This window comes from Mesorhizobium sp. KR1-2, from assembly GCF_040045035.1.
GTDB lineage: Bacteria > Pseudomonadota > Alphaproteobacteria > Rhizobiales > Rhizobiaceae > Pseudaminobacter.
In genome coordinates this window covers 107,870-131,659 of sequence record NZ_JBDZDS010000002.1, presented here as the reverse complement: position 1 = coordinate 131,659, position 23,790 = coordinate 107,870, and the positions used below count along the sequence as shown (strand labels likewise).

General features: G+C 63.2%; 20 protein-coding genes. 12 read left to right on the top strand and 8 right to left on the bottom strand.

From position 1 onward, the window contains the following. Positions 1-15: 15 nt before the first annotated feature. The gene (locus ABLE85_RS04845) at positions 16-1,296 is read right to left on the bottom strand and encodes a M23 family metallopeptidase (protein WP_348792106.1); all 1,281 of its coding nucleotides are present in this window, start codon (positions 1,294-1,296) and stop codon (positions 16-18) included. Between the two features lie 184 nt (positions 1,297-1,480). Further along, positions 1,481-1,948, bottom strand: coding sequence for a peroxiredoxin (locus ABLE85_RS04840; RefSeq protein WP_348791579.1), 468 nt, complete (start codon positions 1,946-1,948; stop codon positions 1,481-1,483). A 95-nt stretch (positions 1,949-2,043) separates the two neighbouring features. On the opposite strand from ABLE85_RS04840, the gene ABLE85_RS04835 reads away from it, so the two are divergent. Further along, positions 2,044-5,451: a DUF3971 domain-containing protein gene (locus tag ABLE85_RS04835; RefSeq protein ID WP_348791578.1), complete on the top strand. Its 3,408-nt coding sequence runs from the start codon at positions 2,044-2,046 to the stop codon at positions 5,449-5,451. Positions 5,452-5,556: 105 nt separating this feature from the next. Here the strand turns inward: ABLE85_RS04835 and tyrS are convergent, their stop codons facing one another. Further along, entirely contained in the window at positions 5,557-6,810 is a 1,254-nt protein-coding gene (gene tyrS / locus ABLE85_RS04830; protein WP_348791577.1) for a tyrosine--tRNA ligase, read from the bottom strand. A 106-nt stretch (positions 6,811-6,916) separates the two neighbouring features. Between tyrS and ABLE85_RS04825 the strand changes: the two genes are divergently transcribed. Further along, entirely contained in the window at positions 6,917-8,041 is a 1,125-nt protein-coding gene (locus tag ABLE85_RS04825; protein ID WP_348791576.1) for an anhydro-N-acetylmuramic acid kinase, read from the top strand. Between the two features lie 6 nt (positions 8,042-8,047). Here the strand turns inward: ABLE85_RS04825 and ABLE85_RS04820 are convergent, their stop codons facing one another. Both ABLE85_RS04820 and ABLE85_RS04815 read right to left on the bottom strand, forming a co-directional pair. Next, entirely contained in the window at positions 8,048-8,701 is a 654-nt protein-coding gene (locus tag ABLE85_RS04820; protein WP_348791575.1) for an FMN-binding negative transcriptional regulator, read from the bottom strand. Positions 8,702-8,722: 21 nt separating this feature from the next. Beyond that, positions 8,723-9,397: an alpha/beta hydrolase gene (locus tag ABLE85_RS04815; protein ID WP_348791574.1), complete on the bottom strand. Its 675-nt coding sequence runs from the start codon at positions 9,395-9,397 to the stop codon at positions 8,723-8,725. A 230-nt stretch (positions 9,398-9,627) separates the two neighbouring features. Between ABLE85_RS04815 and ABLE85_RS04810 the strand changes: the two genes are divergently transcribed. From ABLE85_RS04810 to sufA, 7 genes are all read left to right on the top strand, one after another. Beyond that, a complete protein-coding gene (locus ABLE85_RS04810) occupies positions 9,628-10,791 on the top strand; it encodes a cysteine desulfurase family protein (protein ID WP_348791573.1) in 1,164 nt (387 codons plus the stop codon). Positions 10,792-10,965: 174 nt separating this feature from the next. Beyond that, a complete protein-coding gene (gene sufB, locus ABLE85_RS04805; RefSeq protein WP_348791572.1) occupies positions 10,966-12,483 on the top strand; it encodes a Fe-S cluster assembly protein SufB in 1,518 nt (505 codons plus the stop codon). Between the two features lie 31 nt (positions 12,484-12,514). Continuing rightward, positions 12,515-13,270 carry a Fe-S cluster assembly ATPase SufC gene (sufC, locus tag ABLE85_RS04800; RefSeq protein ID WP_348791571.1) on the top strand — a complete coding sequence of 252 codons (756 nt, stop codon included), beginning with the start codon at positions 12,515-12,517 and terminating at the stop codon, positions 13,268-13,270. A gap of 8 nt (positions 13,271-13,278) precedes the next feature. Continuing rightward, positions 13,279-14,544 (top strand): Fe-S cluster assembly protein SufD, encoded by a 1,266-nt coding sequence (gene sufD / locus ABLE85_RS04795; RefSeq protein ID WP_348791570.1) that lies wholly within the window; start codon positions 13,279-13,281, stop codon positions 14,542-14,544. Between the two features lie 3 nt (positions 14,545-14,547). Continuing rightward, positions 14,548-15,792 (top strand): cysteine desulfurase, encoded by a 1,245-nt coding sequence (locus ABLE85_RS04790; protein ID WP_348791569.1) that lies wholly within the window; start codon positions 14,548-14,550, stop codon positions 15,790-15,792. 5 nt (positions 15,793-15,797) lie between these two features. Beyond that, on the top strand, positions 15,798-16,184 hold the full coding sequence (locus ABLE85_RS04785; protein WP_348791568.1) for an SUF system Fe-S cluster assembly protein: 387 nt from the start codon (positions 15,798-15,800) through the stop codon (positions 16,182-16,184). Between the two features lie 89 nt (positions 16,185-16,273). Continuing rightward, the gene (sufA, locus tag ABLE85_RS04780; protein WP_348791567.1) at positions 16,274-16,660 is read left to right on the top strand and encodes a Fe-S cluster assembly scaffold SufA; all 387 of its coding nucleotides are present in this window, start codon (positions 16,274-16,276) and stop codon (positions 16,658-16,660) included. Between the two features lie 7 nt (positions 16,661-16,667). Here the strand turns inward: sufA and ABLE85_RS04775 are convergent, their stop codons facing one another. Continuing rightward, a complete protein-coding gene (locus tag ABLE85_RS04775) occupies positions 16,668-17,165 on the bottom strand; it encodes a GFA family protein (protein WP_348791566.1) in 498 nt (165 codons plus the stop codon). Between the two features lie 56 nt (positions 17,166-17,221). On the opposite strand from ABLE85_RS04775, the gene ABLE85_RS04770 reads away from it, so the two are divergent. Continuing rightward, positions 17,222-17,545, top strand: a complete 324-nt coding sequence (locus ABLE85_RS04770) for a TfoX/Sxy family protein (protein WP_348791565.1) — start codon at positions 17,222-17,224, stop codon at positions 17,543-17,545. 51 nt (positions 17,546-17,596) lie between these two features. Here the strand turns inward: ABLE85_RS04770 and ABLE85_RS04765 are convergent, their stop codons facing one another. Both ABLE85_RS04765 and ABLE85_RS04760 read right to left on the bottom strand, forming a co-directional pair. After that, complete coding sequence (locus tag ABLE85_RS04765) at positions 17,597-18,514, bottom strand: pseudouridine-5'-phosphate glycosidase (RefSeq protein WP_348791564.1); 918 nt, start codon at positions 18,512-18,514, stop codon at positions 17,597-17,599. Then, on the bottom strand, positions 18,511-19,476 hold the full coding sequence (locus ABLE85_RS04760; RefSeq protein WP_348791563.1) for a carbohydrate kinase family protein: 966 nt from the start codon (positions 19,474-19,476) through the stop codon (positions 18,511-18,513). Before ABLE85_RS04760 ends, ABLE85_RS04765 begins: the two co-directional genes overlap by 4 nt. Before the next feature lie 282 nt (positions 19,477-19,758). On the opposite strand from ABLE85_RS04760, the gene recA reads away from it, so the two are divergent. Beyond that, on the top strand, positions 19,759-20,841 hold the full coding sequence (gene recA, locus ABLE85_RS04755; RefSeq protein ID WP_348791562.1) for a recombinase RecA: 1,083 nt from the start codon (positions 19,759-19,761) through the stop codon (positions 20,839-20,841). Positions 20,842-21,063: 222 nt separating this feature from the next. Continuing rightward, positions 21,064-23,727 carry an alanine--tRNA ligase gene (alaS, locus tag ABLE85_RS04750; protein ID WP_348791561.1) on the top strand — a complete coding sequence of 888 codons (2,664 nt, stop codon included), beginning with the start codon at positions 21,064-21,066 and terminating at the stop codon, positions 23,725-23,727. The last annotated feature ends 63 nt before the right edge of the window (positions 23,728-23,790 follow it).

Here is a 23,790-nt window from a genome sequence, read left to right as displayed (position 1 = left end):
ATAAGGCCAAGCAGGTCACAGATAACGGCCGACTTCCTTGCCGAGCTTGAGAAATCGCAGGGGATTGACCGCTTCGCCGTTGCGGCGGACTTCGTAATGGAGGTGCGGCCCGGTCGAGCGGCCGCTGCTTCCAACCTCGCCGACAACTTGGCCGATGGCGACTCGCTCGCCTTCTTTGACGTCGATCCTGCTCAGATGGGCGTAGCGCGTGGAGAAGCCTTCGCCGTGGTCGATCTCGACCATGCGGCCATAGCCGCTGTTCCAGCCCGCCTTGGTCACTATTCCCGCAGCTGTGGCGCGAGCACCCAAACCCTGTGGGGCGCGAAAGTCCATGCCGGAATGCAGGGCGGGAGTGCCGAGGAGCGGATCGACGCGAACGCCGAACGTGCTCGATACTGAACGGCCGGGCGCGGGATTGGCGATGGGCAGGCGCCGCACCTTGTCCTTCATCTCCTCGAGCTTATCCAGCGTTTCGTCGAGTTCCCTGACCTTGGTCTCGAACATGCTGGGATTGTCGAGCGCGATCAGTGGGCCGCCCACGCCGTCGTGACCGAAATCTTTGTCCACGGGTAAACCGGCCGCCTCCAGGGCCTCGGAGATCGCATCGGCGGTCTGGTAGGCGTTCTCGGTCAGTGTGTCCACGCGTGCAATCTGCTCGTTTTCGATGGTGCGCAGCGACTGGTTTATGGAAGCGAAGAGCTTGTCCGCCTGATCTGCAGACGACTCGCTTTCCTGCGGCTGCGTGCGCAGCGGCCAGAATGAGTGGTTGGTGGTTGCTGTTGCGGCCGGGCCGGCGAGGGCGAGCGCCTGGACGGGGGCGCCGTCACTGAGACTGGCGCGAATTTCGGGCTTCAGATTCGGTGTTGCCTGGGCGGCCGCATCGGCGTGCCCTGCCTCACCGATACGGTCGAGAAGCGGGGCGAGCCGCCCGTGGCGCTTGCTGAGCTGCGCCTGCCGCGCCAGCAGCTCCGTCACCTTGGTTTCCACGAGCTGCTGGTCCAGCAGCTGGCGGCTGGTGATGCGGTCGACCTGTGCGCGCAATGCCGAGATGCGGTCCTCATAGGCTTGTTGCAGGCGTGCCTGTCGCGCCGTGGTGGCGCCGATCAGATCGTCGCGCAGAACCAGATAGGAGGTGGCGAGCAGATAGCCGACGGCCACCGCCGCCACGGTCGAGCCAAGAAGGGCGGCTATCCATGGCCGGACGGTGAAGTGCCTGATCTCGTCTCCACGCGCTATGATGACCGTATGCGGCTCTGTACGCCTGCCGAAAACCGTCGTCTGACCAGATTGATTCACGGGACCGACTTCCACATTCAGCGAACAACGATTGTGTCGATTACACATCGTTAGGGTTAACAAAGCTTTGCTCGGCATTGTCCCGGCTTAACCTGAAGCGGTGTTGCCCCTGCAGGGCATGAAAAAACCCGCCGGAGGGCGGGCTTCTAAATCGTTCGTGTCGAGATACCGGAGCAGGCGGGACTCAAAGTTCGCGCGCGGCGGCCAGCACTTCCTTCGCGTGGCCGGGCACCTTCACCTTGCGCCAGATTCTGGCGATCTTGCCGTCGGGATCTATGAGGAAGGTGGAACGTTCGACGCCCATATATTTGCGGCCGTACATGCTTTTCTCGACCCAGACGCCATAGGCTTCGAGCGTCTTGCGTTCCTCGTCCGACACGAGTTCGACGGACAGGTCGTGCTTGGACTTGAACTTGTCATGGCTTTTGACGCTGTCGGGCGACATGCCGATCACCATCGTCCCGGCACTCTCGAAATCCGGCTTCAGTCCCGAAAAGTCGATTGCTTCGGCGGTGCAGCCGCTGGTGTCGTCCTTGGGGTAGAAATAGAGCACGATCTTCTTTCCCTTGAGCTCCGAAAGCGACAGCACCCCGCCGCCGTCACGCGGCAGATCGAAGTTCGGTGCTTCCTGCCCGGTTGATAGTTCGGCCATATCAATGCCCTTGTTTAAGGTTACGCGCGAAGCGCCAGAGATATAATGTCGTTCGAGGATTCGTCCACGATTGATATGTTGCGACGGGATATCGTGTGGAGCACGACGTACCAAAACACGAAAAGATACGATTCCGACGTGACGAGATCGCGGACCTTGGTGCCCTTCCTTCGGCGCTGAGAGAAGATTTCAATCGCAAAGGCTATCGCTTCGGCAAGAAGGCCGGAAAGATACTTGCCGGATCGGCGGTCGCCGCGGCGCTGTTGATCGGTCTGGTCGTGGCGCTGCTCTATGTTATCGGCCTGACCGGTATCGGCGTGGGGCCGCTGCGCGCCGAGGCGGAGAAGGCGATCGAGGCCTTGGCCGGCGTTCCAGTCGATGCATCGCTTGGGCCCGCCAGCCTCTCAATCGACGGCTCGGCCCTGCTCGCGCTCGAGGTTCACGACGTGGGCATCAAGACGTCCACCGGTATCCCGCTCGTGGAAGCGGGCAGCGTGCGGTTCGGCGTTCGTTTCCTGCCTCTCTTCGGCGGCAATGTCCGGCTTGGAAGCGTCACGATCTCCGACGCCCGTTTCGCCGCGGCCGCTCTGCCGATGACCGACCAGGGCGACTGGACCGGGATCCTCAAGAACGACCGGGGTTTGATCGACCCGGACAAGGTGGCACGGGCGATCTTTGCGGAAGTGCATCGCGGTTTCGATTCGCTGGGGGCTGGCACCACCAACCAGATCGTGCTGGAGAACGTGGAATTCGTCCTTCCCGAGGGCCAGCAGGTGCGGGTTCTGCGCATAGACTACGCCCAGCTCAAAGCGGTCGGGCAGGGCGAACTGTTTTTCTCGGCCGATCTCGACCTTGACGGGCGAAAGGTGAAGCTTGCTGCCTCTTCGGCGCGGAATAACGCGTCGCGGCGCATCACTGCACTCGAAATTTCTGCAAAATCCGCCAGCAAGCCGGGTTGGGCGAAACCGACGGCGACAGAAAACACAAGTGAGCTGGGCAACCTCGACCTCACCCTGTCCGGCCAGGAAGGAAGCGGGACGGATCCCGACCGGATGACGGCTTCACTGACCCTTGCAGACTCCGTGCTGGATCTCGGGAAATCCGATGTCTTCAAGGGCGAGGTCGATCTGCAGGCAACGCTCGCCAGCGGCTCCGACAAGCTTGAAATCGACAGGCTCCGGGTGACCACCGGACGGAGCGATATCGAGTTCAACGGAGCGATCGGTCCGCGCCCGCCAAGCGGCGCGGCGGACGACAAGCCGCTTTACCGCTTCGAGTTCGTCAGCACCGCCACGAAACTGGCGCCGCTCGATTCGCCCGAACCTGCACTCGATTTCCTGGCGCGCATCGCTGGCACCTTCGATGCCGAGAAGACAGTCTTGGCCGCCGACCAGATCGCCATACGAAGCGGCTCCGGAGAGGTATTGGGATCGGCATCGATCGAACTGGCGGGCCATGCCGCACCCGGCATCGCGCTGGATCTCCAGGTGCATGACATGCAGGTTTCGCACGCCAAGCAGTTGTGGCCCTGGTTCGCCGCCAAGGGCGCCCGCCGCTGGGCAATGGACCATTTGTTCGGCGGGCGTGTCGCGGATGCCAGGATCGAGTTCAAAGTTCCGCCAGCGCGACTCGGCAACGGCATTCCCCTGACGGCCGATGAGATGTCGGGGCGTTTCAAGGTCGAAGGCGCGCGCTTCGATACGACCGGCGTCATTCCGCCGGTGCGCGACGCGATCGGTGAGGTCGAATTCAACGGCAACGACGTGGATATCTCATTGGCGTCGGGAACCGTCTTCCTGCCCAGCGGGCGCAGCGTCGACGCCAGCAATGGCAAGCTGCGGATCGAGAAGGCCAACCGGCCGCCGCTGATTGGCGCGCTCGACCTCGATGTTGCCGGCGATGCAGCGGCCGTCGCCGAGCTTGCTTCCTTCGAGCCGATCAACGCCATGCGTTTCGTCGGCATGGCTCCGGACGATTTTAGCGGGAAGGTCGCCGGCAATGTGAAGGCCGATATTCCGCTGCAGAAAGGCATTGCGTCCGAACGGCTCGACTGGCGCGTCGTGCTCGACTATGCCGGGCTGTCTCTGGCCAAACCCTTCAGTGACCAGAAGGTCAGCGATGCCAACGGAACCATCACCGTCGAGCCGAACAAGGCAGTCATCAGCGCCGGAGCCAAGCTCAACGGGGTCCCTGCCGAGATCTCGCTCGTCGAGCCTCTGGGCAAGGATGGTCCCGCACGCCAGCGCAAGGTACAGCTCGTGCTCGACGACAAGGCACGGGCGACACTCACGCCGGGGCTGTCGTCGCTGATCTCGGGGACGGTGAAGGTCAACCTCGACGCTGGTGCCGAAGGCAAGCAAAAGGTGAGTGCCGACCTGACCAACGTACAGCTCGACGTGCCATGGGCGGGCTGGACGAAGGGGCCGGGCATTCCGGCAAACCTCAGCTTCTCGCTGGAGAAATCGAAGGATGTCTCGACGCTTTCGGATTTCAAGCTAGAGGGCAAATCCTTCGCCATCGATGGCGCGGTCACGTTGGCCAACGGCAATCTCTCCTCTGCGCGCTTCGACACCGTCCAGCTCAACCGCGACGACGATGTAGTGCTCTCGATCAAACGGATGGGGAAGGGCTACCAGGTGGATATCACCGGCAATGCGCTCGATGCGCGTCCGCTGATCAAGCAGTTCACCTCAGGTGTCGGCGAGGGCGACAAGCCCAACAGCAGCAGTACCCCCGTCTCCGTCAATTTGGATGTCAAATCGCTCGTGGGATTCGGCGGCGAGCAGCTTTCCAACGTTCTGCTCAGCTACAGCGGCGCGAATTCCAAGATCGACGGGCTGCGTGTAACCGCAACCACGGGGGCGGGCGGTGCCGTGTCGGTGACCAATTTATCCGAAGGCGGTCAGCATAACCTGCAGATGCAGTCGTCCGACGCCGGCGCGCTGCTCCGCTTCCTCAACATCTACGATCATATGCAGGGAGGCGCCATCAAGCTGGCTCTGTCCGACAATGGCGGCGGTCCGATGCGTGGCCGCGTCGATGCCAGCGATTTCTGGGTCGTCAACGAGCCGAAACTCGCCTCGATCGTTTCCACGACCCCGCCCGGCGACAAGCGCAGCCTGAACCAGGCGGTCAAGAGCGATATAGACACGTCGCGGGTACAGTTCGAGCGCGGCTCGGTGCAGATCGAGAAGGGACCCGGCTATCTGAAGATCGGCAACGGCGTGCTCCGCGGCCCGCTGATCGGCACGACGTTCCAGGGCACGCTCTATGACGAGTACGGCAACATGTCGATGACGGGCACCTTCATGCCGGCCTATGGCCTGAACCGGATTTTTGGGGAAATTCCGATTGTCGGCGCCATTCTCGGCAATGGCCGCGATCGCGGGCTGATCGGCGTGACCTACAAGCTTAACGGCAATGCCAAGACGCCCAATTTGCAGATCAATCCGCTGTCGGTGATCGCGCCGGGCATTTTCCGCTCGATCTTCGAGTTCCAGTAATCAGCCAGCCGCTCGATCCGGCGGCGGCAAAACCCTCTGGACGCGAAAAGCCCGCCGACGCGATGCGCCGACGGGCTTTTCCATGACTTGCTATCCGGTTGGGCGTCAGGCCGGCCGGACCAGGATGTGCTTCTTCTTGCCGAGCGAGAGCTTGATCACGCCGTCGGCGGTCAGGTCGGCTGTTGTCACCAGTCGGCGCTCGTCAGACATCGGCTCGTCGTTGAGGCGGACGGCGCCGCCCTGCACGTGGCGGCGGGCTTCGCCGTTGGAAGCGGCAAGCCCGGCGCGGACGAGGAGCGACAGCAGGCCGATGCCGGCCTGGAGTTCGTCCTTACCGATCTCGACGGTCGGCAGCGTGTCGGCGAAGGCACCTTCCTCAAACGTCTTGCGCGCGGTTTCGGCGGCCTGCTCGGCGCCCTCGCGGCCATGCAGCATCGCCGTCACTTCGGTGGCCAGCACCTTCTTGGCGTCGTTGATCTCGGAGCCGCCGAGCTTGCCCAGCCGCGCGATCTCATCCATCGGCAAGATGGTGTAGAGCTTCAGGAAGCGCTCGACGTCGGCGTCCTCCGTGTTGCGCCAGTACTGCCAGAAATCATAGGCCGAGAGCATGTCGGCGTTCAGCCACACGGCGCCATTCAGCGACTTGCCCATCTTCGCGCCCGACGAGGTCGTCAGCAGCGGTGAAGTCAGCGCATAAAGCTGCGGCGTGCCCATACGGTGGCCGAGGTCGATGCCGTTGACGATGTTGCCCCACTGGTCCGAGCCGCCCATCTGGAGCCGCACGCCGTAGCGCTTGTTGAGCTCCACGAAGTCGTAGGCCTGCAAGATCATGTAGTTGAATTCGAGGAATGACAGCGAGTGCTCGCGGTCGAGGCGCAGCTTGACCGAATCGAAGCTCAGCATGCGGTTGACTGAGAAGTGCTGCCCGACATCGCGAAGGAATTCGAGGTAGTTCAGCGGGCGCAGCCAGTCGGCATTGTTGGCCATCAGCGCGTCGCGCGGGCCCTCGCCGAAGGTCAGGTAGTTGGAAAAGACCTTCTTGATGCTGTCGATGTTCGACTGGATCGTATCCACCGTCATCAGCTTGCGCGCCTCGTCCTTGAAGGACGGGTCGCCGACCATGCCGGTGCCGCCGCCCATCAGGGCGACCGGCCGGTGCCCGGTCTGCTGCATCCAATACAGCATCATGATCTGGATGAGGCCGCCCGCGTGCAGGCTCGGCGCCGTCGGGTCGAAGCCGATATAGGCCGACACTGCTTCCGTCGCGAAAAGCTTGTCGAGGCCGGCGTCATCAGAGGTCTGATGGACGAAACCGCGCTCGGAAAGGATGCGCAGGAAGTCGGATTTGAAGGCGGACATTTCTTTCTTTTCCCGAGAATGCCAGAAGGGCTTGCCGCGAACATGGCAAGTGTAGCTGTCGCCGTTTAGCATCCGGCGGCGGAGAATCACAAGGACAGGGGACAAAATGTCGGCAATCTGTGCGATTGGCCTGATGAGCGGCACGTCGATGGATGGCATCGATATTGCCATGCTCAGGACCGATGGCGTCAATTCCGTCGAATCCGGCCCTTCGTTTTTCGTTCCCTATGATGCCACTTTCCGACGTCGCCTCGAAGCATCTCTGGAAACCGCCAAGGGAATCGACCGGCGCGAGGAACGGCCAGGTGACCTTGCCGAGTTGGAGCGGGAGATCACGCTTCGGCATGTGCGCGCCGTGGAGGCCTTTCTTGGCTCGGATCCCGGAAGGTGGGGCAAGCCCGAGATCGTCGGTTTCCATGGCCAGACCGTTCTGCACCGGCCGCATCTTGGCCTGACCGTGCAGTTGGGTGACGGCGAACTGCTGGCAAAGGAGCTCGGCATTCCCGTGGTCTACGACATGCGCGCCAACGACATGTTGCATGGGGGGCAGGGCGCTCCGCTCGTGCCGGCCTATCATTCCGCGCTCGCGGGTTCCTTGCCCGAGCGTTTCTCAAGGCGCCACCCCATGGTCTTCGTCAATGTCGGCGGCATTTCGAACATCACTTATGTGCCGGCGAGCGGCGATCCCATCGCCTTCGATACCGGCCCGGGCAACACGCTGATCGACCAGTGGGTGTCGCGCGAAGGTGGTGTGCCTTACGATTCCGGCGGCACCATCGCCAGCGAGGGCGGCATTGTTGCAAAGGTTGTCGCCAGCTATATGGCGGCCCCGTTTTTCGCTCGTGGCGGGCCCAAATCATTGGACCGAAACGATTTCACGCTCGAACCGGCAGCAGGGCTGGAATTGTCCGACGGTGCTCGGACGTTGGCGGCCGTGTCGGCGGAAGCGATTCTGAAGGCGGTCGAGCATGTGCCCGAAGCGCCAAAACTCTGGATCGTCTGCGGAGGGGGACGCAAGAACCCCCACATCGTCGGAGACCTGCGAAATGGCGCCGAGAAGACGGGCGCCGAGGTGATCGTGGCGGAAGATGCCGGCCTGGACGGCGATGCGACCGAGGCCGAAGCCTGGGCCTTTCTGGCCGTGCGGTCGATGAAGGGTCTGCCGCTGACATTTCCGACGACGACAGGATGCCGGGAAGCGGTCAGCGGCGGAGTTCTGGTGAAGCCTTAAGACGAACTATTCGTTCAAGCCGCCGTATTGGCGAACAAGTCCGGCCATTTCAGCGGCCGAGGTTTCGTCCTCGGCTGCAAGCCCCTCTGCCACACCAAGGCGGTCGGCGACGGGGCGATTCTGGCTTACTTTCCACTTGCCGGATATTTCGGCGATCTCGATTTCGAGGCCGATGATGCCCTTGACCTGCGCCTGGACATAGCTCTCGGGCGCGTCGGTCACCGCCCATGGCGCTGGCCGTTCCGCTTCGTGGGTGGCGGTCAGTTCCGTCACTTGTCCGGCGATCCAAGAGGTATCGTCAATCACGCGCGCCCGGCCACGCACCTGCACCATGGCGTAGTTCCAGGTCGGCACAACCTTGCCGGTTTCGCGCTTGGTCTCGTACCAGGAGGGCGTGACATAGGTGTCGACGCCCTGAAAGACGACCAGAACCTGCGCATCAGGGCTTTCGGCCATCTGTCGCCATTGGCCGTTGGCCTTGGCCATGTGCGCCCGCAGCCTGCCGCTGGGCGCAAACTCCGAATCCAGCAAAAACGGCACGGGATTGGCTGTGATGCCGTTCTCCGTGCCGTTGGAAATGAGCAGGCCGAGCGGGTGTGCTCGTATGAGGGCGTGCAGCACGTCCAGCCTCGTCTCGATGAAATGAGGGGGCTGGTACATGGCTGCTGTTCCTTTTGAGCGTTACCGGAGACGCTTCGGGCGCGGGTCGGCCAGTTCGCCTGCCAGGCGACGGTCGAGATATTCGGCGCATTCTTCGATCAGCAGCTCGCTGTGATTGGCGAAGAAGTGGTTGGCGCCGGGCAGCGTCTTCTGCGTGATGGTGATGCCCTTCTGCGTGTGCAGCTTGTCGACCAGGCCCTGTACATCCTTCGGCGGAGCCACCTTGTCGGCATCGCCATGGATGATGAGGCCGGAAGACGGGCAGGGCGCCAGGAACGAGAAGTCGTATGTGTTGGGCTGCGGGGCGACCGAGATGAAGCCCTCGATCTCCGGACGGCGCATCAGAAGCTGCATGCCGATCCAGGCGCCAAAGGAATAACCGGCCACCCAGCAGGATTTCGAATCGGGGTGCAGCGCCTGAATCCAGTCGAGCGCGGCGGCGGCATCGGACAGCTCGCCCGTGCCGTGGTCGAACTCGCCCTGGCTGCGGCCGATGCCGCGGAAATTGAAGCGCAGGGTGGTGAAATCCCGCTTCTGGAACATATAGAAGAGGTCGTAGACGATCTTGTTGTTCATCGTGCCGCCGAACTGAGGGTGCGGATGCAGGATGATGGCGATCGGCGCGTTCTTCTCTTTCGACGGCTGGTAGCGGCCTTCCAGACGACCCGCCGGACCGGCGAAAATGACCTCAGGCATATATGACTCCACTTGACTCGCGCAAAACTTGACTGCCGATCGAAACAATTCCCTTCGCTGGCCTTGACGCGCTGTAAGCGCCTTCCTACAAGCTAGTTTAGAACTGTTCAAAACTGGTGGCGCGACCACCTGTTTGGCAAACCGGGTAAATAGGACGTCTGGCCTTGTAATTTCAAGGAAATAACGTTCGAAGCGCCCGAATGTTGGCTTTAAGGACCGATCGAGCGCAAATGGCTGCCCCCCGCGCCTATCTCGATTACAATGCAAGCGCTCCGCTGCTGCCTTCGGCGCAGGCGGCGATGCTTGCTGCCCTCGATGCGTCGGCCAATCCGTCCTCCGTGCACAGCGAGGGGCGGGCTGCCCGCCGGATCGTCGAGGATGCGCGTCGGGACGTCGCCGCTCTGGTCAACGGGAAGGCGGAGCATGTCGTCTTCACTTCGGGTGCGACGGAAGCGGCCACAACGCTGCTCACGCCAGACTGGCAGATGGGGCGCTCGGCCCTGCGCATGGGCCGGCTCTATGTCAGTGCCGCAGATCATCCCTGCGTTCTGAATGGAGGCCGCTTCGGTGCGGAGAACACGATGAATATCGGTGTGAACGCCGATGGCGTCGTCGATCTCGACGCGCTCGCTGGAGCCTTGGCTGCGCACGACAAGGGGGAAGGATTGCCTCTGGTGGCGATCCACGCCGCCAACAACGAGACTGGCGTCATTCAGCCGCTTGAAGAGATCGGCGGCATCGTGAAGGCGGCCGGCGGTGTTTTCGTGGCCGATGCCGTGCAGGCGGCAGGGCGCATTCCACTCGATGTTTCAGCCGGTTATGTCGATTATCTGATCCTTTCTTCGCACAAGATCGGCGGCCCGCAAGGCGCTGGCGCCTTCGTGGCTTGTTCGGACCTGATGATGCCCAAGCCCCTGATCGTCGGCGGTGGCCAGGAAAAGGGTTTTAGGGCCGGCACGGAAAACCTGGCTGCCATCGCTGGATTTGGCGCTGCAGCAAGACAGGCACAGGCGGCGCTCGGGCGCATGGACGAGGTCCGCGCGCTGCGTGACGAGATCGAGGCTTCGATCCTGTCGCTGGCTCCCGATGCGGAAATCTTTGGGCGAAGGGTCGAGCGCCTTGCCAATACGATTTTCTTCGCTATTCCCGGCATCAAGTCGGAAACGGCGCAGATTGGTTTCGATCTCGCGGGCGTTGCCCTTTCGGCAGGTTCGGCCTGTTCATCGGGCAAGGTCGGTCCCAGCCATGTGCTGAAGGCGATGGGGCATGACAGGCCGGAGGGGGCCTTGCGGGTTTCCATCGGTCCGGCCACCACGCGAGCCGAGATCGCGCAGTTTACAGCGGCGCTGTCGGGCTTTCTGGCCCGGCGTGCCGGAAAGCCGCAAGCCGCGTAAGCGCCTTGCAAACCGGTCCTTGGACCATGAAGTCGGTGTGTCTTGGGGGCGCCTGCGGCGCTTTCGGCGGGTGAATTCCCGGCCAAGGCACACTATATGGAACTTACGCCGCTCCTGCGGTGCCATAGTTTGAAAACTGCCGGGCCTTGACCCCGGCGTGGATGGAGAACGCTGATGCCTGCTGTGCAGGAGACGATCGAGCAGGTCCGCAAGATCGATGTGGACCAGTATAAGTACGGATTCGAGACCGAAATCGAGATGGACAAGGCCCCCAAAGGCCTGAACGAAGACATCATCCGCTTCATTTCCGCCAAGAAGGACGAACCGGAATGGATGCTCGAATGGCGTCTGGGCGCTTTCCGTCGCTGGCTGACGCTTGAGGAGCCCACCTGGGCGCGCGTCGAATATCCGAAGATCGACTTCCAGGACATCCACTACTACGCGGCGCCGAAGAACCAGTCGGGCCCGCGCTCGCTCGACGAGGTCGACCCTGAACTGCTGAAGGTTTACGAGAAGCTCGGCATCCCGCTGCGGGAGCAGGAAATCCTTGCCGGCGTCCAGAAGGAGCAGCCGGGCGAGTTCGAGGAAGCGGGCGACAACGTCTACAAGTCCGGCCGCGTCGCGGTCGACGCCGTTTTCGACTCCGTCTCGGTCGTCACCACCTTCAAGGAAGAACTGGCCAAGGCCGGCGTTATCTTCTGCTCGATCTCCGAAGCCATCCGCGAGCATCCGGAACTGGTGAAGAAGTATCTCGGCACCGTGGTTCCCACGACCGACAACTTCTACGCGACGCTGAATTCGGCGGTGTTCACCGACGGCTCCTTCGTGTTCGTGCCCAAGGGCGTTCGCTGCCCGATGGAGCTTTCGACCTATTTCCGCATCAACGAGAAGAACACCGGCCAGTTCGAGCGCACGCTGATCATCGCGGAGGAAGGCTCCTACGTCTCCTATCTGGAAGGCTGCACGGCCCCGCAGCGCGACGAGAACCAGCTTCACGCCGCCGTGGTCGAACTGATCGCGCTGGACGATGCGGAGATCAAGTATTCGACGGTGCAGAACTGGTACCCGGGCGACGCCCAGGGCAAGGGCGGCATCTACAACTTCGTCACCAAGCGCGGCGACTGCCGTGGCGCGCGTTCGAAAATCTCCTGGACGCAGGTGGAAACCGGGTCCGCCATCACCTGGAAGTATCCGAGCTGCATCCTGCGCGGCGACAACAGCCAGGGCAATTTCTATTCGATCGCTGTGTCGAACGGCTACCAGCAGGTCGACAGCGGCACCAAGATGATCCATCTCGGCAAGAACACCAGGAGCCGGATCATCTCCAAGGGCATCGCCGCCGGCTTCTCGCAGAACACCTATCGCGGGCAGGTTTCGGCGCACCGCAAGGCCACCAATGCGCGCAATTTCACCAACTGCGACTCGCTGTTGATCGGCGACCAGTGCGGCGCGCACACGGTGCCTTACATGGAAGCCAAGAACTCGACCGCCCAGTTCGAGCACGAGGCGACCACCTCGAAGATTTCGGACGACCAGAAGTTTTATGTCATGCAGCGCGGCATTCCCGAGGAAGAGGCGATCGCGCTGATCGTCAACGGCTTCGTCAAGGAAGTCATCCAGGAGCTGCCAATGGAGTTCGCCGTGGAGGCGCAGAAGCTCATCGGCATCAGCCTCGAGGGATCGGTCGGCTGACCGGAATTGCGAATTCAGGAAGAAGAAAAAGATGCTTGAAATCAAGAACCTGCATGCCCGCGTTGCCGAAACCGGCGTCGAGATCATCCGTGGGCTGAACCTCACCGTAAAGGACGGCGAGGTTGCCGCCATCATGGGCCCGAACGGTTCGGGCAAGTCGACCCTTTCCTATGTGCTCGCGGGCCGTGAGGACTATGAAGTTACCGAGGGCGAGATCATTTACAACGGCCAGTCGATCCTCGAGATGGATCCGGCCGAGCGCGCCGCTTCGGGCATCTTCCTGGCCTTCCAGTACCCGATGGAGATACCGGGCGTGGCGACCATGGAGTTCCTGAAGGTGGCGATGAACGCCCAGCGCAAGGCGCGTGGCGAGGATCCGCTGTCGATCCCCGATCTCATGAAGCGCGTGAAGCACGCTGCCGGCCAGCTCAGCATGGATCTCGGCATGCTGAAGCGTCCGCTCAATGTCGGCTTCTCCGGCGGCGAGAAGAAGCGCGCCGAAATCCTCCAGATGAAGCTTCTGGAGCCGAAACTCTGCGTGCTAGACGAGACCGATTCCGGTCTCGACATCGACGCGCTGAAGATCGTGGCCGATGGAGTGAACCAGCTCCGTTCGCCGGATCGCTCGATCGTGGTCATCACCCACTACCAGCGTCTGCTCGATTACATCGTGCCGGATTCGGTGCATGTGCTTTACAAGGGCCAGGTCATCAAGTCGGGCGACAAGTCGCTGGCCTATGAGCTGGAAGAAAACGGCTACGCCGGGATCATCGAAGAGGCCGCGTGAGGGGAGCCATGAACGTCCAGATACAACCTCCGCGGACACCGGCCGAGGCGGCGTTGATCGACGCCTTCGGCGAGCGTCTGTCGCTGCTGCCGGGCAACGGCGAGGTGACGCTGAAGCGTGACGCCGCCATCGAGGCCATCAAGTTCGGCCTGCCGACGCGCCGCATCGAATCCTGGCATTACACGGACCTGCGCCGTCTGCTCACCGCCGTTCCGGCTTTCGACGCTGCCGCGGCGGCCACGCCGGTGGCACCGCTCATCGAGGGATCTTCGGTATTGGCATTGCTTAACGGCACTGCCGGCAAGGCGGCCGGAATCGAGGGCGTTACGGTTTCGTCGGTCTCCGAAAAGCTCGGCGACGGCACCTACGCTCCGGCGCTCGGGCCCCAGGACGCAGACGACGCCATCGGTGCACTGAACAGCGCCTTTGTGGCCGACGGCTGGCTGCTGAACATCGCCGACGGGACGGTGCTGGAGAAGCCGATCGAGCTGCAGAACGTGCAGGCCGGCGGACAGGTCCATGCGCGGTTCGCCGTGAAGGTGGGCGCGGGCGTGACCGCCACCATCGTCGAACGCCAGACCGGCACGGGCTCCGCGCTCGTCTCGTCGGTCGACAATGTGGTGGTCGGCGAGGGCTCTAACATCACCTGGGTGATCGTGCAGGAGCAGCCGGACACGGCGACCCATCTCGGCCAGTTCAATGCCTGGATCGGCAAGGACGCCAAGCTGACGCTCTTCATCATGAATACCGGCGGCAAGCTGGTGCGGCAGGAAATCCGTGTCGTCACCAAGGGTCAGGGTTCGGACTTCCAGTTGCGCGGCGTCAACCTTCTGGCCGGCGATACGCACACGGATGTCACCATGGTGCTCGACCACGCCGTACCACACACCGGCTCGCGCGAGATCGTGCGCAACGTCGTCACCGACAAGGCGAACGGCGTGTTCCAGGGCCGCATCAACGTGCACCAGATCGCGCAGAAGACCGACGCGCGCATGGCCTGCAACACGCTGCTTCTGTCGGACGAGGGCGAGTTCTCGACCAAGCCCGAACTCGAAATCTTCGCCGACGACGTGCAGTGCGGCCATGGCGCCACCGTCACCGAGATCGACCGCAACCATCTGTTCTACCTGATGGCACGCGGCATTGACGAGAAGACGGCGCGGGGCCTGTTGGTCAGGGCGTTCGTTGCCGAGGTCATCGAGGAACTGGAAGACGAACCGTTGGTCGATGCGCTTGAGGCGCTGCTGGTCGACTGGTTCCAGACGCACGGGTGAACCATGAATGCACCGGCGAATATCGTTGGGGGCTTTGACGTCGAGGCCGTGCGCCGCGACTTCCCCATCCTGTCGCGCGAGGTCTACGGCAAGCCGCTCGTCTATCTGGACAGCGGCGCCTCGGCGCAGAAGCCGCAGGCGATGCTTGATGCGGTCAACCATGCCTACGCCAACGAATACGCCAATGTGCATCGAGGCTTGCATTTCCTCTCCAATGCCGCGACGGACGCCTATGAGAAGGCGCGCGAGACGGTTCGGCGCTTCCTGAATGCGGGTAGCGCCGAAGAGATCGTCTTCACTAAGTCGACCACGGAGGCGATCAACACGGTCGCCTACGGTTTCGGCATGCCGAATATCGGCGCGGGCGACGAGATCGTGCTGTCGATCATGGAGCACCACTCCAACATCGTGCCGTGGCATTTCATCCGCGAGCGGCAGGGCGCCAAGCTGGTCTGGGTGCCGGTGGACGACCAGGGTGCGTTCCACATCGAGGAGTTCGAAAAGCGCCTCACCGACCGCACCAAGCTGGTGGCGATCACCCATATGTCCAACGTGCTGGGCACCATCACGCCGATCAAGGAGATCGTGCGGATCGCTCATGAGCGGGGCATCCCGGTTCTCGTGGACGGCAGCCAGGCGGCGGTCCATCTGCCGGTCGACGTTCGCGATCTCGACGCCGACTTCTACGTCTTCACCGGCCACAAGGTCTACGGCCCGAGCGGCATCGGCGTGCTCTACGGCAAGCGCGAGTTTCTCGAGCGCATGCGCCCCTTCCAGGGCGGCGGCGAGATGATCCTCGAAGTGACCGAGGACAACATCACCTACAATGAGCCGCCGCACCGCTTCGAGGCGGGTACGCCGCCCATTGTCCAGGCGATCGGTCTCGGCGCGTCGCTCGACTACATGGAGAAAATCGGCCGCGAGGCGATCGCCGCGCACGAGGCCGACCTCAAGAAATACGCGCATGAACGCCTGCGCGCCATCAACTCGTTGCGCATCTTCGGCGATGCGCCGGGCAAGGGCGCCATCGTGTCGTTCGAGCTCCAGGGCATTCATGCCCATGACGTGTCGATGATCATCGACCGGCAGGGCGTTGCGGTGCGCGCTGGTACCCATTGCGCGCAGCCGCTGTTGAAACGGTTTGGCGTAACCTCCACATGCAGGGCATCTTTCGGCATGTACAACACCAGGGCCGAGATTGACGTTCTGGCCGAAGCGCTTGAAAAGGCGCGCAAATTCTTCGGATGACGACGATGGACGATATGAGCGCTGCAGTCGAGACTCCTGCCGAAGGGCAGGGCACCGGGTCGGTATCCGCCATTCCCGCCGAGGAACTGGCGCGCCTGACCGATGACATCATCGCGGCGTTGAAGACCGTCTACGACCCCGAGATCCCGGCCGATATCTACGAACTGGGCCTCGTCTACAAGATCGACATCGAGGACGACCGCACGGTTAAGATCGACATGACGCTGACCGCCCCCGGTTGCCCCGTGGCGGGCGAAATGCCCGGCTGGGTGCAGAATGCGGTGGGCGCCGTCGAAGGCGTTTCGGGCGTCGAGGTGAACATGACCTTCGATCCGCCATGGACGCCGGACCGCATGTCGGAAGAGGCTCAGGTGGCCGTCGGGTGGTATTGATCGCGGCTTGCATGAAGCCCGAATCTTCACCATCCTGATCGCATCAATATCCGGCAGGCCTTTAACCTGCCTGGCATGGAGACAGAAGAATGGGACGCTTTGCCGTCATCACCATGACCGAACGGGCTGCGGCCCGGGTCAACGAGATCGTGGCCACCCGCGAGAACGCCAATGGCATCCGCCTGGGCGTCAAGAAGGGCGGCTGCGCGGGCATGGAATATACGGTCGATCTGGTGACCGAGCCCAATCCCGCAGATGACCACATCGAACGCGACGGCGCCCATGTCTATGTCGCGCCGGAGGCGGCGCTGTTCCTGCTCGGCACGGAAATGGATTTCGAGGCGACGACGCTGCGCACCGGATTCACCTTCCGCAACCCCAACCAGAGTTCGGCCTGCGGCTGCGGCGAGTCCGTCGAGCTCAAGCCTGCCGACCTGAAGCAGCTTGCCGAGGCGCGCGCCGGCGGCGGCGCCTGACGCTGCATCATTCCACCCACAAGCCGTGGTGCTTGTGCCAGCCGGCGATGGAGTCCGGCGGGTAGAGGTCGAACGCGGTATCTCCCGGCCGGATGTCGGGCTCTACCCACGACGCCTTGTATTTCAGCATCAGATGCACGCGCTGCGGCGCCGTGGGCAACTCGCTGTCGATCGCCGAGGCGAAGGGATGCATCAGGTGCGGCCATGTCGGATCGTAGAGCCAGAGCGCCGAGCCGCACTGCTTGCAGAATCGGCGCTCGCCGGAGGAAACCTCCGGCCTCGGCGTCTCTTCATCGCAGATGGTCGCGCGATAAAGGCCGAGATGTTCCTCGCCCTCGACCTTCAGCGTATTGTAAATGCCCGCCAGGTTGATCGCATAGCCCCCGCCGCCTTGCTGTTTCCGGCATATCGAGCAATAGCAAAGCTGATATGGCACGGGCGTGTGGCTTTTCATCTCAAAACGAACGGCGCCGCAACTGCATGATCCCTTGAGCAACATCGGCATTGGTGCTTCCCTCTTCCGCTGGTTGGGCCTGTGCTGGAATGTAGGGGAAGGACGCCATGACGGAAGCCGATATTGTCGATCTCTTTGCAGGCCTTGGCCCTGTCAGCGTGCGCAGGATATTCGGCGGCAAGGGAATTTATTTCAACGGCGTCATCTTCGCCCTCGAGCTCCGCGGCGAGTTGATGCTCAAGGCCGATGCGGAGAGCGCCCCCGACTTCGAGGCGGCGGGATGCGTGCAATGGACCAATGTCGGCTCGCGGCACGGCAAGACAGTGGCCATGCCCTATTGGACAGTGCCCGAGAGTGCTGTCGACGATCCTGACGAGATGGCTAACTGGGCGCGTAAGGCCTATGAGGCCGGCCTGAGGGCGGGCAAATAGGCAAGCGTTTTTATCGGCGGCGGTAAAGACCGCCGCCAAGACCTGGAACGCTTACAGCGCGCGGGCGATCTTTGCGGCGAGGCGCGCGTTGTTTTCGACCAGCGCGATGTTGGTCTTCAGGCTGGCGCCATTGGTCAGTTCGAGAATACGGGAGAGCAGGAAGGGCGTGACCGCCTTGCCCGAAACGCCCTGTGCCTCGGCATCGCGCTGCGCGGCATCGATGTAGCCGGCCATGGTCTCGACGGGGATCTCGTCGGCAGCCGGCACCGGGTTGGCAACCAGCATGCCACCTTCGATGCCGAGCGCCTGGCGCGTGCGGAAGAAGCTGGCGATGTCGTCGGCCGCATCGAGGCGCAGCGGAGCGGCATAGGGCGAGACGCGCGACCAGAAGGCGGGCACGACGTCCGAGCCGAAGGCGACGACCGGCACACCGCGCGTTTCGAGCACTTCCAGCGTCTTTTCGATGTCGAGGATGGCCTTGGCGCCGGCCGAGACGACGACCACCGGCGTGCGCGCCAACTCGTCGAGGTCGGCGGAGATGTCAAAGCTCTTTTCCGCCCCCTTGTGCACGCCACCGATGCCGCCGGTGGCGAAGACGCGGATGCCGGCCAGATGCGCCGCGATCATGGTGCCAGCCACCGTGGTGCCGCCCGTGCGGCCCTGCGCCACTGCGAAGGCGAGATCGGCGCGCGAAAGCTTCATGGTGCCGGTGGTCTTGGCCAGCGCCTCGCGCTCGGCATCGGAGAGGCCGATCTTCAGGCGGCCGTCGATGACGGCGATGGTGGCCGGCACCGCGCCCTCGTCGCGGATGATCTTTTCGACATTGGCTGCCATCTCGCTGTTCTGCGGATAGGGCATACCGTGGGTGATGATGGTGCTTTCGAGCGCCACGACCGGCTTGCCCGAAGCGAGCGCCTCGGCGACCGGGGCGTGGATGTCAACGAAGGGGCGGGCGGTTTCTGGCGTCATGAGATGTCTCCGTTTGGGGCGCCTTCATGCAATTCCCTAGCCTTGGGTACAAGGGATAGCACTGCGGCAAATTCCTTCGGCGACAAATCAGGCACGGATTTGTCGCTCTCCACCGCCAGCACCGCGGCTGCGACACCTTCGCGCAGTGCCTCGCGCAGCGGCAGGCCGCGCAGCATGGCGACTGTGGTGGCGCCGGCCAGCGCATCGCCCGCGCCGGTCACGTCCACCACCTTGCGCGCGGCGGGCGGCGTGATGGAAAATAGCTGGTCGCCATCGAAGCCTATGACCGAGCTTTCGCCGGCGGTTACGACGCCTCGCGCAAGGCCGCGCTGCCGCAGCACACTGATCGCGGCCGCGATGTCGGTGTCATCGGTTTCGGCGAGCGCGCGGATTTCGCGACGATTCATGAACAGGCAGGCAAGGCCGGAAAGCAGGCCGGTCAGCCGCACCACCTTGGCCGGCGAGACGGCGATGACGAAGACCGGCTTGTCCCCGGCAACGCCCACCAGGCTGCGAAGAGCCTCGGCCGGCAGGTTGGCGTCGCACAATATGGCTTCTACGTCTGCGACCGCCTCGCGCATCTTCGAACGGCGCATCTGCTTGGGGAACGCCAGCTCGTAGAGCATCATGTCGGCGAAACCGGTGATGACGTCGCCGTCGCGGTCGAGGATTGCGGTGTAGCTAGGCGTCGTGCGGTCGAGGAACACGGCCGAGAGGTCCGAAATGCCTTCCTGAGCAATGGCGCGGGCCACCATCTCGCCGGCCGCGTCGCCGCCGCGCACCGACATCAGCGAGGCCTCGGCGCCGCGGCGCACAGCGTTGCGCAGCGCGTTGAAGACGCCGCCGCCGATATCCTCGTGCATGACGCCGGGATTGGAGGCGCCCGGAACATAGACGCCGCTGACCTGGCCGCGCCGGTCAACATGCGCGCCGCCGACCGCCAGAATGCTGGGAGATTTCATGCCTGTGTCCTGTCGAAACGAACCGGCGCGGACCTTATGACCTCACCGCGCGCCGGGCAATGCGCGGAAACGAATCGTCGCGGCGCAGAACACTCTAGCCGGAGGTACTGTGCGGGACGCACACACCAAACTGTGATAGCTGTGTACAAAAATAGAACAAATATGAAATTATAGCTATTTTCAATAGCTTAATGACTATTGCAAAAACGGAACAAAAAAGGTACAAATCTTTCAGCGAAGGGGAACTTCCGGCCTTCATTGACGTCCAAGGGGTAATGTATCATGGCTCAGAATTCGTTGCGGCTTGTTGAGGACAAATCGGTGGACAAATCAAAGGCTCTGGATGCAGCGCTGTCGCAGATTGAGCGCGCTTTCGGCAAGGGCTCGATCATGCGTCTCGGCGCGAATGAGAAGATCGTCGAGATCGAAACGGTTCCGACCGGCTCGCTCGGGCTCGACATTGCGCTTGGCGTCGGCGGTCTGCCGCGCGGCCGCATCATCGAGATTTACGGCCCGGAAAGCTCGGGCAAGACCACGCTGGCGCTGCACACGGTGGCCGAGGCGCAGAAGAAGGGCGGTATCTGCGCCTTCGTCGACGCCGAACACGCGCTTGATCCGGTCTATGCCCGCAAGCTGGGCGTCGACCTGGAGAACCTGCTGATCTCGCAGCCCGACACGGGCGAGCAGGCGCTGGAGATCTGCGATACGCTGGTGCGTTCGGGCGCCATCGACGTTCTGGTGGTCGACTCGGTTGCAGCGTTGACCCCTCGCGCCGAAATCGAGGGCGAGATGGGCGATGCGCTGCCGGGCCTGCAGGCCCGCCTGATGAGCCAGGCGCTGCGCAAGCTCACCGCGACCATCTCGCGCTCCAACACCATGGTCATCTTCATCAACCAGATCCGCATGAAGATCGGCGTGATGTTCGGCTCGCCCGAGACGACCACGGGCGGCAACGCGCTGAAGTTCTATGCCTCTGTGCGCCTCGACATCCGCCGCATCGGCTCGGTGAAGGACCGCGACGAGGTCGTCGGCAACCAGACCCGCGTGAAGGTGGTGAAGAACAAGCTGGCGCCGCCCTTCAAGCAGGTCGAGTTCGACATTATGTATGGCGAAGGCGTGTCCAAGACCGGCGAGCTGGTCGATCTCGGCGTCAAGGCCGGCGTGGTCGAGAAATCGGGCGCGTGGTTCTCCTACAATTCGCAGCGCCTCGGCCAGGGTCGCGAAAACGCGAAACAGTTCCTGCGCGACAATCCCGACACCGCGCGCGAGATCGAGATGGCGTTGCGCCAGAATGCCGGCCTGATCGCCGAGAAGATGCTCGATGAGGGTGGCGAGGACGGTTTCGACGAGGCCGGAGAGGCGTAAGTCTCGCCATCGTCAAGAAGTTTGGCAGGCCGCTAGCGTTCGCGTCGGCGGCCTTCTTGCATCCTGGGGGGCTCGGCCGCCCCCGCCTGGGTGCCGGGGGCTGCGTCTTGGTGAAATTGTCGGCTTTCGGCGTTCTGGACAGGGTAGAATGCGAAGGCTAAAAGGCCATGTTCATTTTCCGCCTCCGGCGTGGGCGGATTTTTCGTAACAAAAGGCAATGACATGAGCGGCGTAAACGAGATCCGGTCGACTTTCCTCGACTATTACCGGAAGAATGGCCATGAGGTGGTGCCCTCGAGCCCGCTCGTGCCGCGCAACGACCCGACCCTCATGTTCGTCAACGCCGGCATGGTGCAGTTCAAGAACGTGTTCACCGGGCTCGAGACGCGCAACTATTCGCGCGCCGCGACCGCGCAGAAATGCGTGCGCGCCGGCGGCAAGCACAACGACCTTGACAATGTCGGCTACACCGCGCGCCACCACACCTTCTTCGAGATGCTCGGCAACTTCTCCTTCGGCGACTATTTCAAGGAGAACGCCATCGAGTTTGCCTGGAACCTGATCACCAAGGAATACGGTCTCGACCGCGAGAAGCTCTTGGTCACGGTCTACCACACCGACGAAGAAGCGGCCGGCTTCTGGAAAAAGATCGCCGGCCTGCCGGACCGGAAGATCATCCGCATCGCAACCAGCGACAATTTCTGGGCGATGGGCGATACCGGCCCCTGCGGCCCGTGCTCGGAGATTTTCTACGACCACGGCGAAGGCATCCCCGGTGGCCCTCCCGGCAGCCCGGACGAGGACGGCGATCGCTTCATCGAGATCTGGAATCTCGTCTTCATGCAGTTCGAGCAGGTGACGAAGGAAGAGCGCATCGCGCTGCCGCGTCCGTCGATCGACACCGGCATGGGGCTGGAGCGCATCGCTGCCGTCCTGCAGGGCAAGCACGACAACTATGACATCGACCTGTTCCAGGCGCTGATCCGCGCCTCGGAAGAGGCGACCGGCGTCAAGGCCGAGGGCAAGAACCGCGCCAGCCACCGCGTGATTGCCGATCACCTGCGCGCCTCCAGTTTCCTGATCGCCGATGGCGTGCTGCCGTCGAACGAGGGCCGTGGCTATGTGCTCCGCCGCATCATGCGCCGCGCCATGCGTCACGCGCAGCTTCTTGGTGCCGCCGAGCCGCTGATGTGGCGCCTCGTGCCGGCGCTGGTGCGCGAGATGGGCCAGGCCTATCCCGAGCTGGTGCGCGGCCAGCCGCTCATCACGGAGACGCTGAAGCTTGAGGAGACGCGCTTCCGCAAGACGCTGGCGCGCGGCCTCAACCTGCTCTCCGACGCGACCGATACGATGGGCACCGGCGACCGCCTCGACGGCGAGACTGCCTTCAAGCTCTACGACACCTACGGCTTCCCGCTCGACCTCACGCAGGACGCGCTGCGCCAGCGCGGTATTTCCGTCGACACCGACGGCTTCAAGGCGGCGATGGAGCGCCAGAAGGCAGAGGCGCGCGCCAATTGGGCGGGCTCGGGTGAGGCTGCGACCGAGGCCGTGTGGTTCTCGGTAAAGGACAAGGTCGGCGCGACCGAATTTCTGGGCTACGACACCGAGCGGGCCGAGGGCGTGGTCGCTGCGCTGGTGAAGAACGGCGAGGAAGTCAGTTCCGTCCAGTCCGGTGATATGGTCGATATCGTGGTCAACCAGACGCCTTTCTACGGCGAATCCGGTGGTCAGGTCGGCGATACGGGCACCATGTCGGGCGAGGGCTTCGCCATCGAGATCACCGACACTCAGAAGAAGGGCGACGGCCTGTTCGTCCACTCCGGCAAGGTCACCAAGGGCAGCGTGCGCGTCGGCGCGGCGGTGGAGATGAAGGTCGACCGCGAGCGCCGCACCCGGCTACGCTCCAACCACTCGGCCACCCACCTCATCCACGAGGCGCTGCGCGAAGTGCTCGGCACCCATGTGGCACAGAAGGGCTCGCTGGTGGCGCCGGAGCGCCTGCGCTTCGACTTCTCGCACCCCAAGCCGATTTCGGCCGAGGAGTTGGAGCGGGTCGAGACCATGGCTAATGAGATCGTGACGCAGAACAGTCCGGTCGTAACGCGCTTGATGAGTGTCGACGACGCCATCGCCGAAGGCGCCATGGCGCTGTTCGGCGAAAAATATGGCGATGAGGTTCGCGTCGTGTCGATGGGCACAGGCCTGCATGGCGACAAGGCCGGCAAGTCTTATTCGACCGAGTTGTGCGGCGGCACCCATGTCGCCGCCACGGGCGATATCGGCCTCGTGCGCCTTGTAACGGAAGGCGCGGTGGCGTCGGGCGTGCGCCGCATCGAGGCGCTGACCGGCGAGGCTGCGCGCCGTCACCTCGACGAGCAGGACCGTCGCCTGAAGGCGATCGCGTCCGCGCTCAAGGTGTCTCCGGCCGACGCGCTGTCGCGCGTCGAGGCGCTTGTCGAAGAACGCCGCAAGCTCGAACGTGAGCTGACCGAGGCCCGCAAGAAGCTGGCGCTTGGCGGCGGCTCCGCTGGCAACGGCGCCGCTGCCGGGAACGAGACCGTTTCCGGTGTCGGCTTCATGGGCCGTGTGGTTTCCGGCGTTTCGCCCAAGGATCTCAAGCCGCTGGCCGACGAGGGCAAGAAGTCACTCGGCTCGGGCGTCGTGGTGTTCGTCGGCGCGGCCGATGACGGCAAGGCAAGCGTGGTCGTGGGCGTCACCGACGACCTCACCCAGCGCTTCAGCGCCGTCGATCTGGTGCGCGTCGCGTCCGCGGCGCTCGGCGGGCAGGGTGGCGGCGGCCGGCCGGACATGGCGCAGGCCGGCGGTCCCGACGCCGCCAAGGCCGAGGCTGCGATCGAGGCTGTGAAGACCGCGCTCCAGTAAGCGCGGCCTATCCTTCGGCTCCGGGGCAGAAATTCCGGAGCCTCTCAAAAGCGAATGCGCATA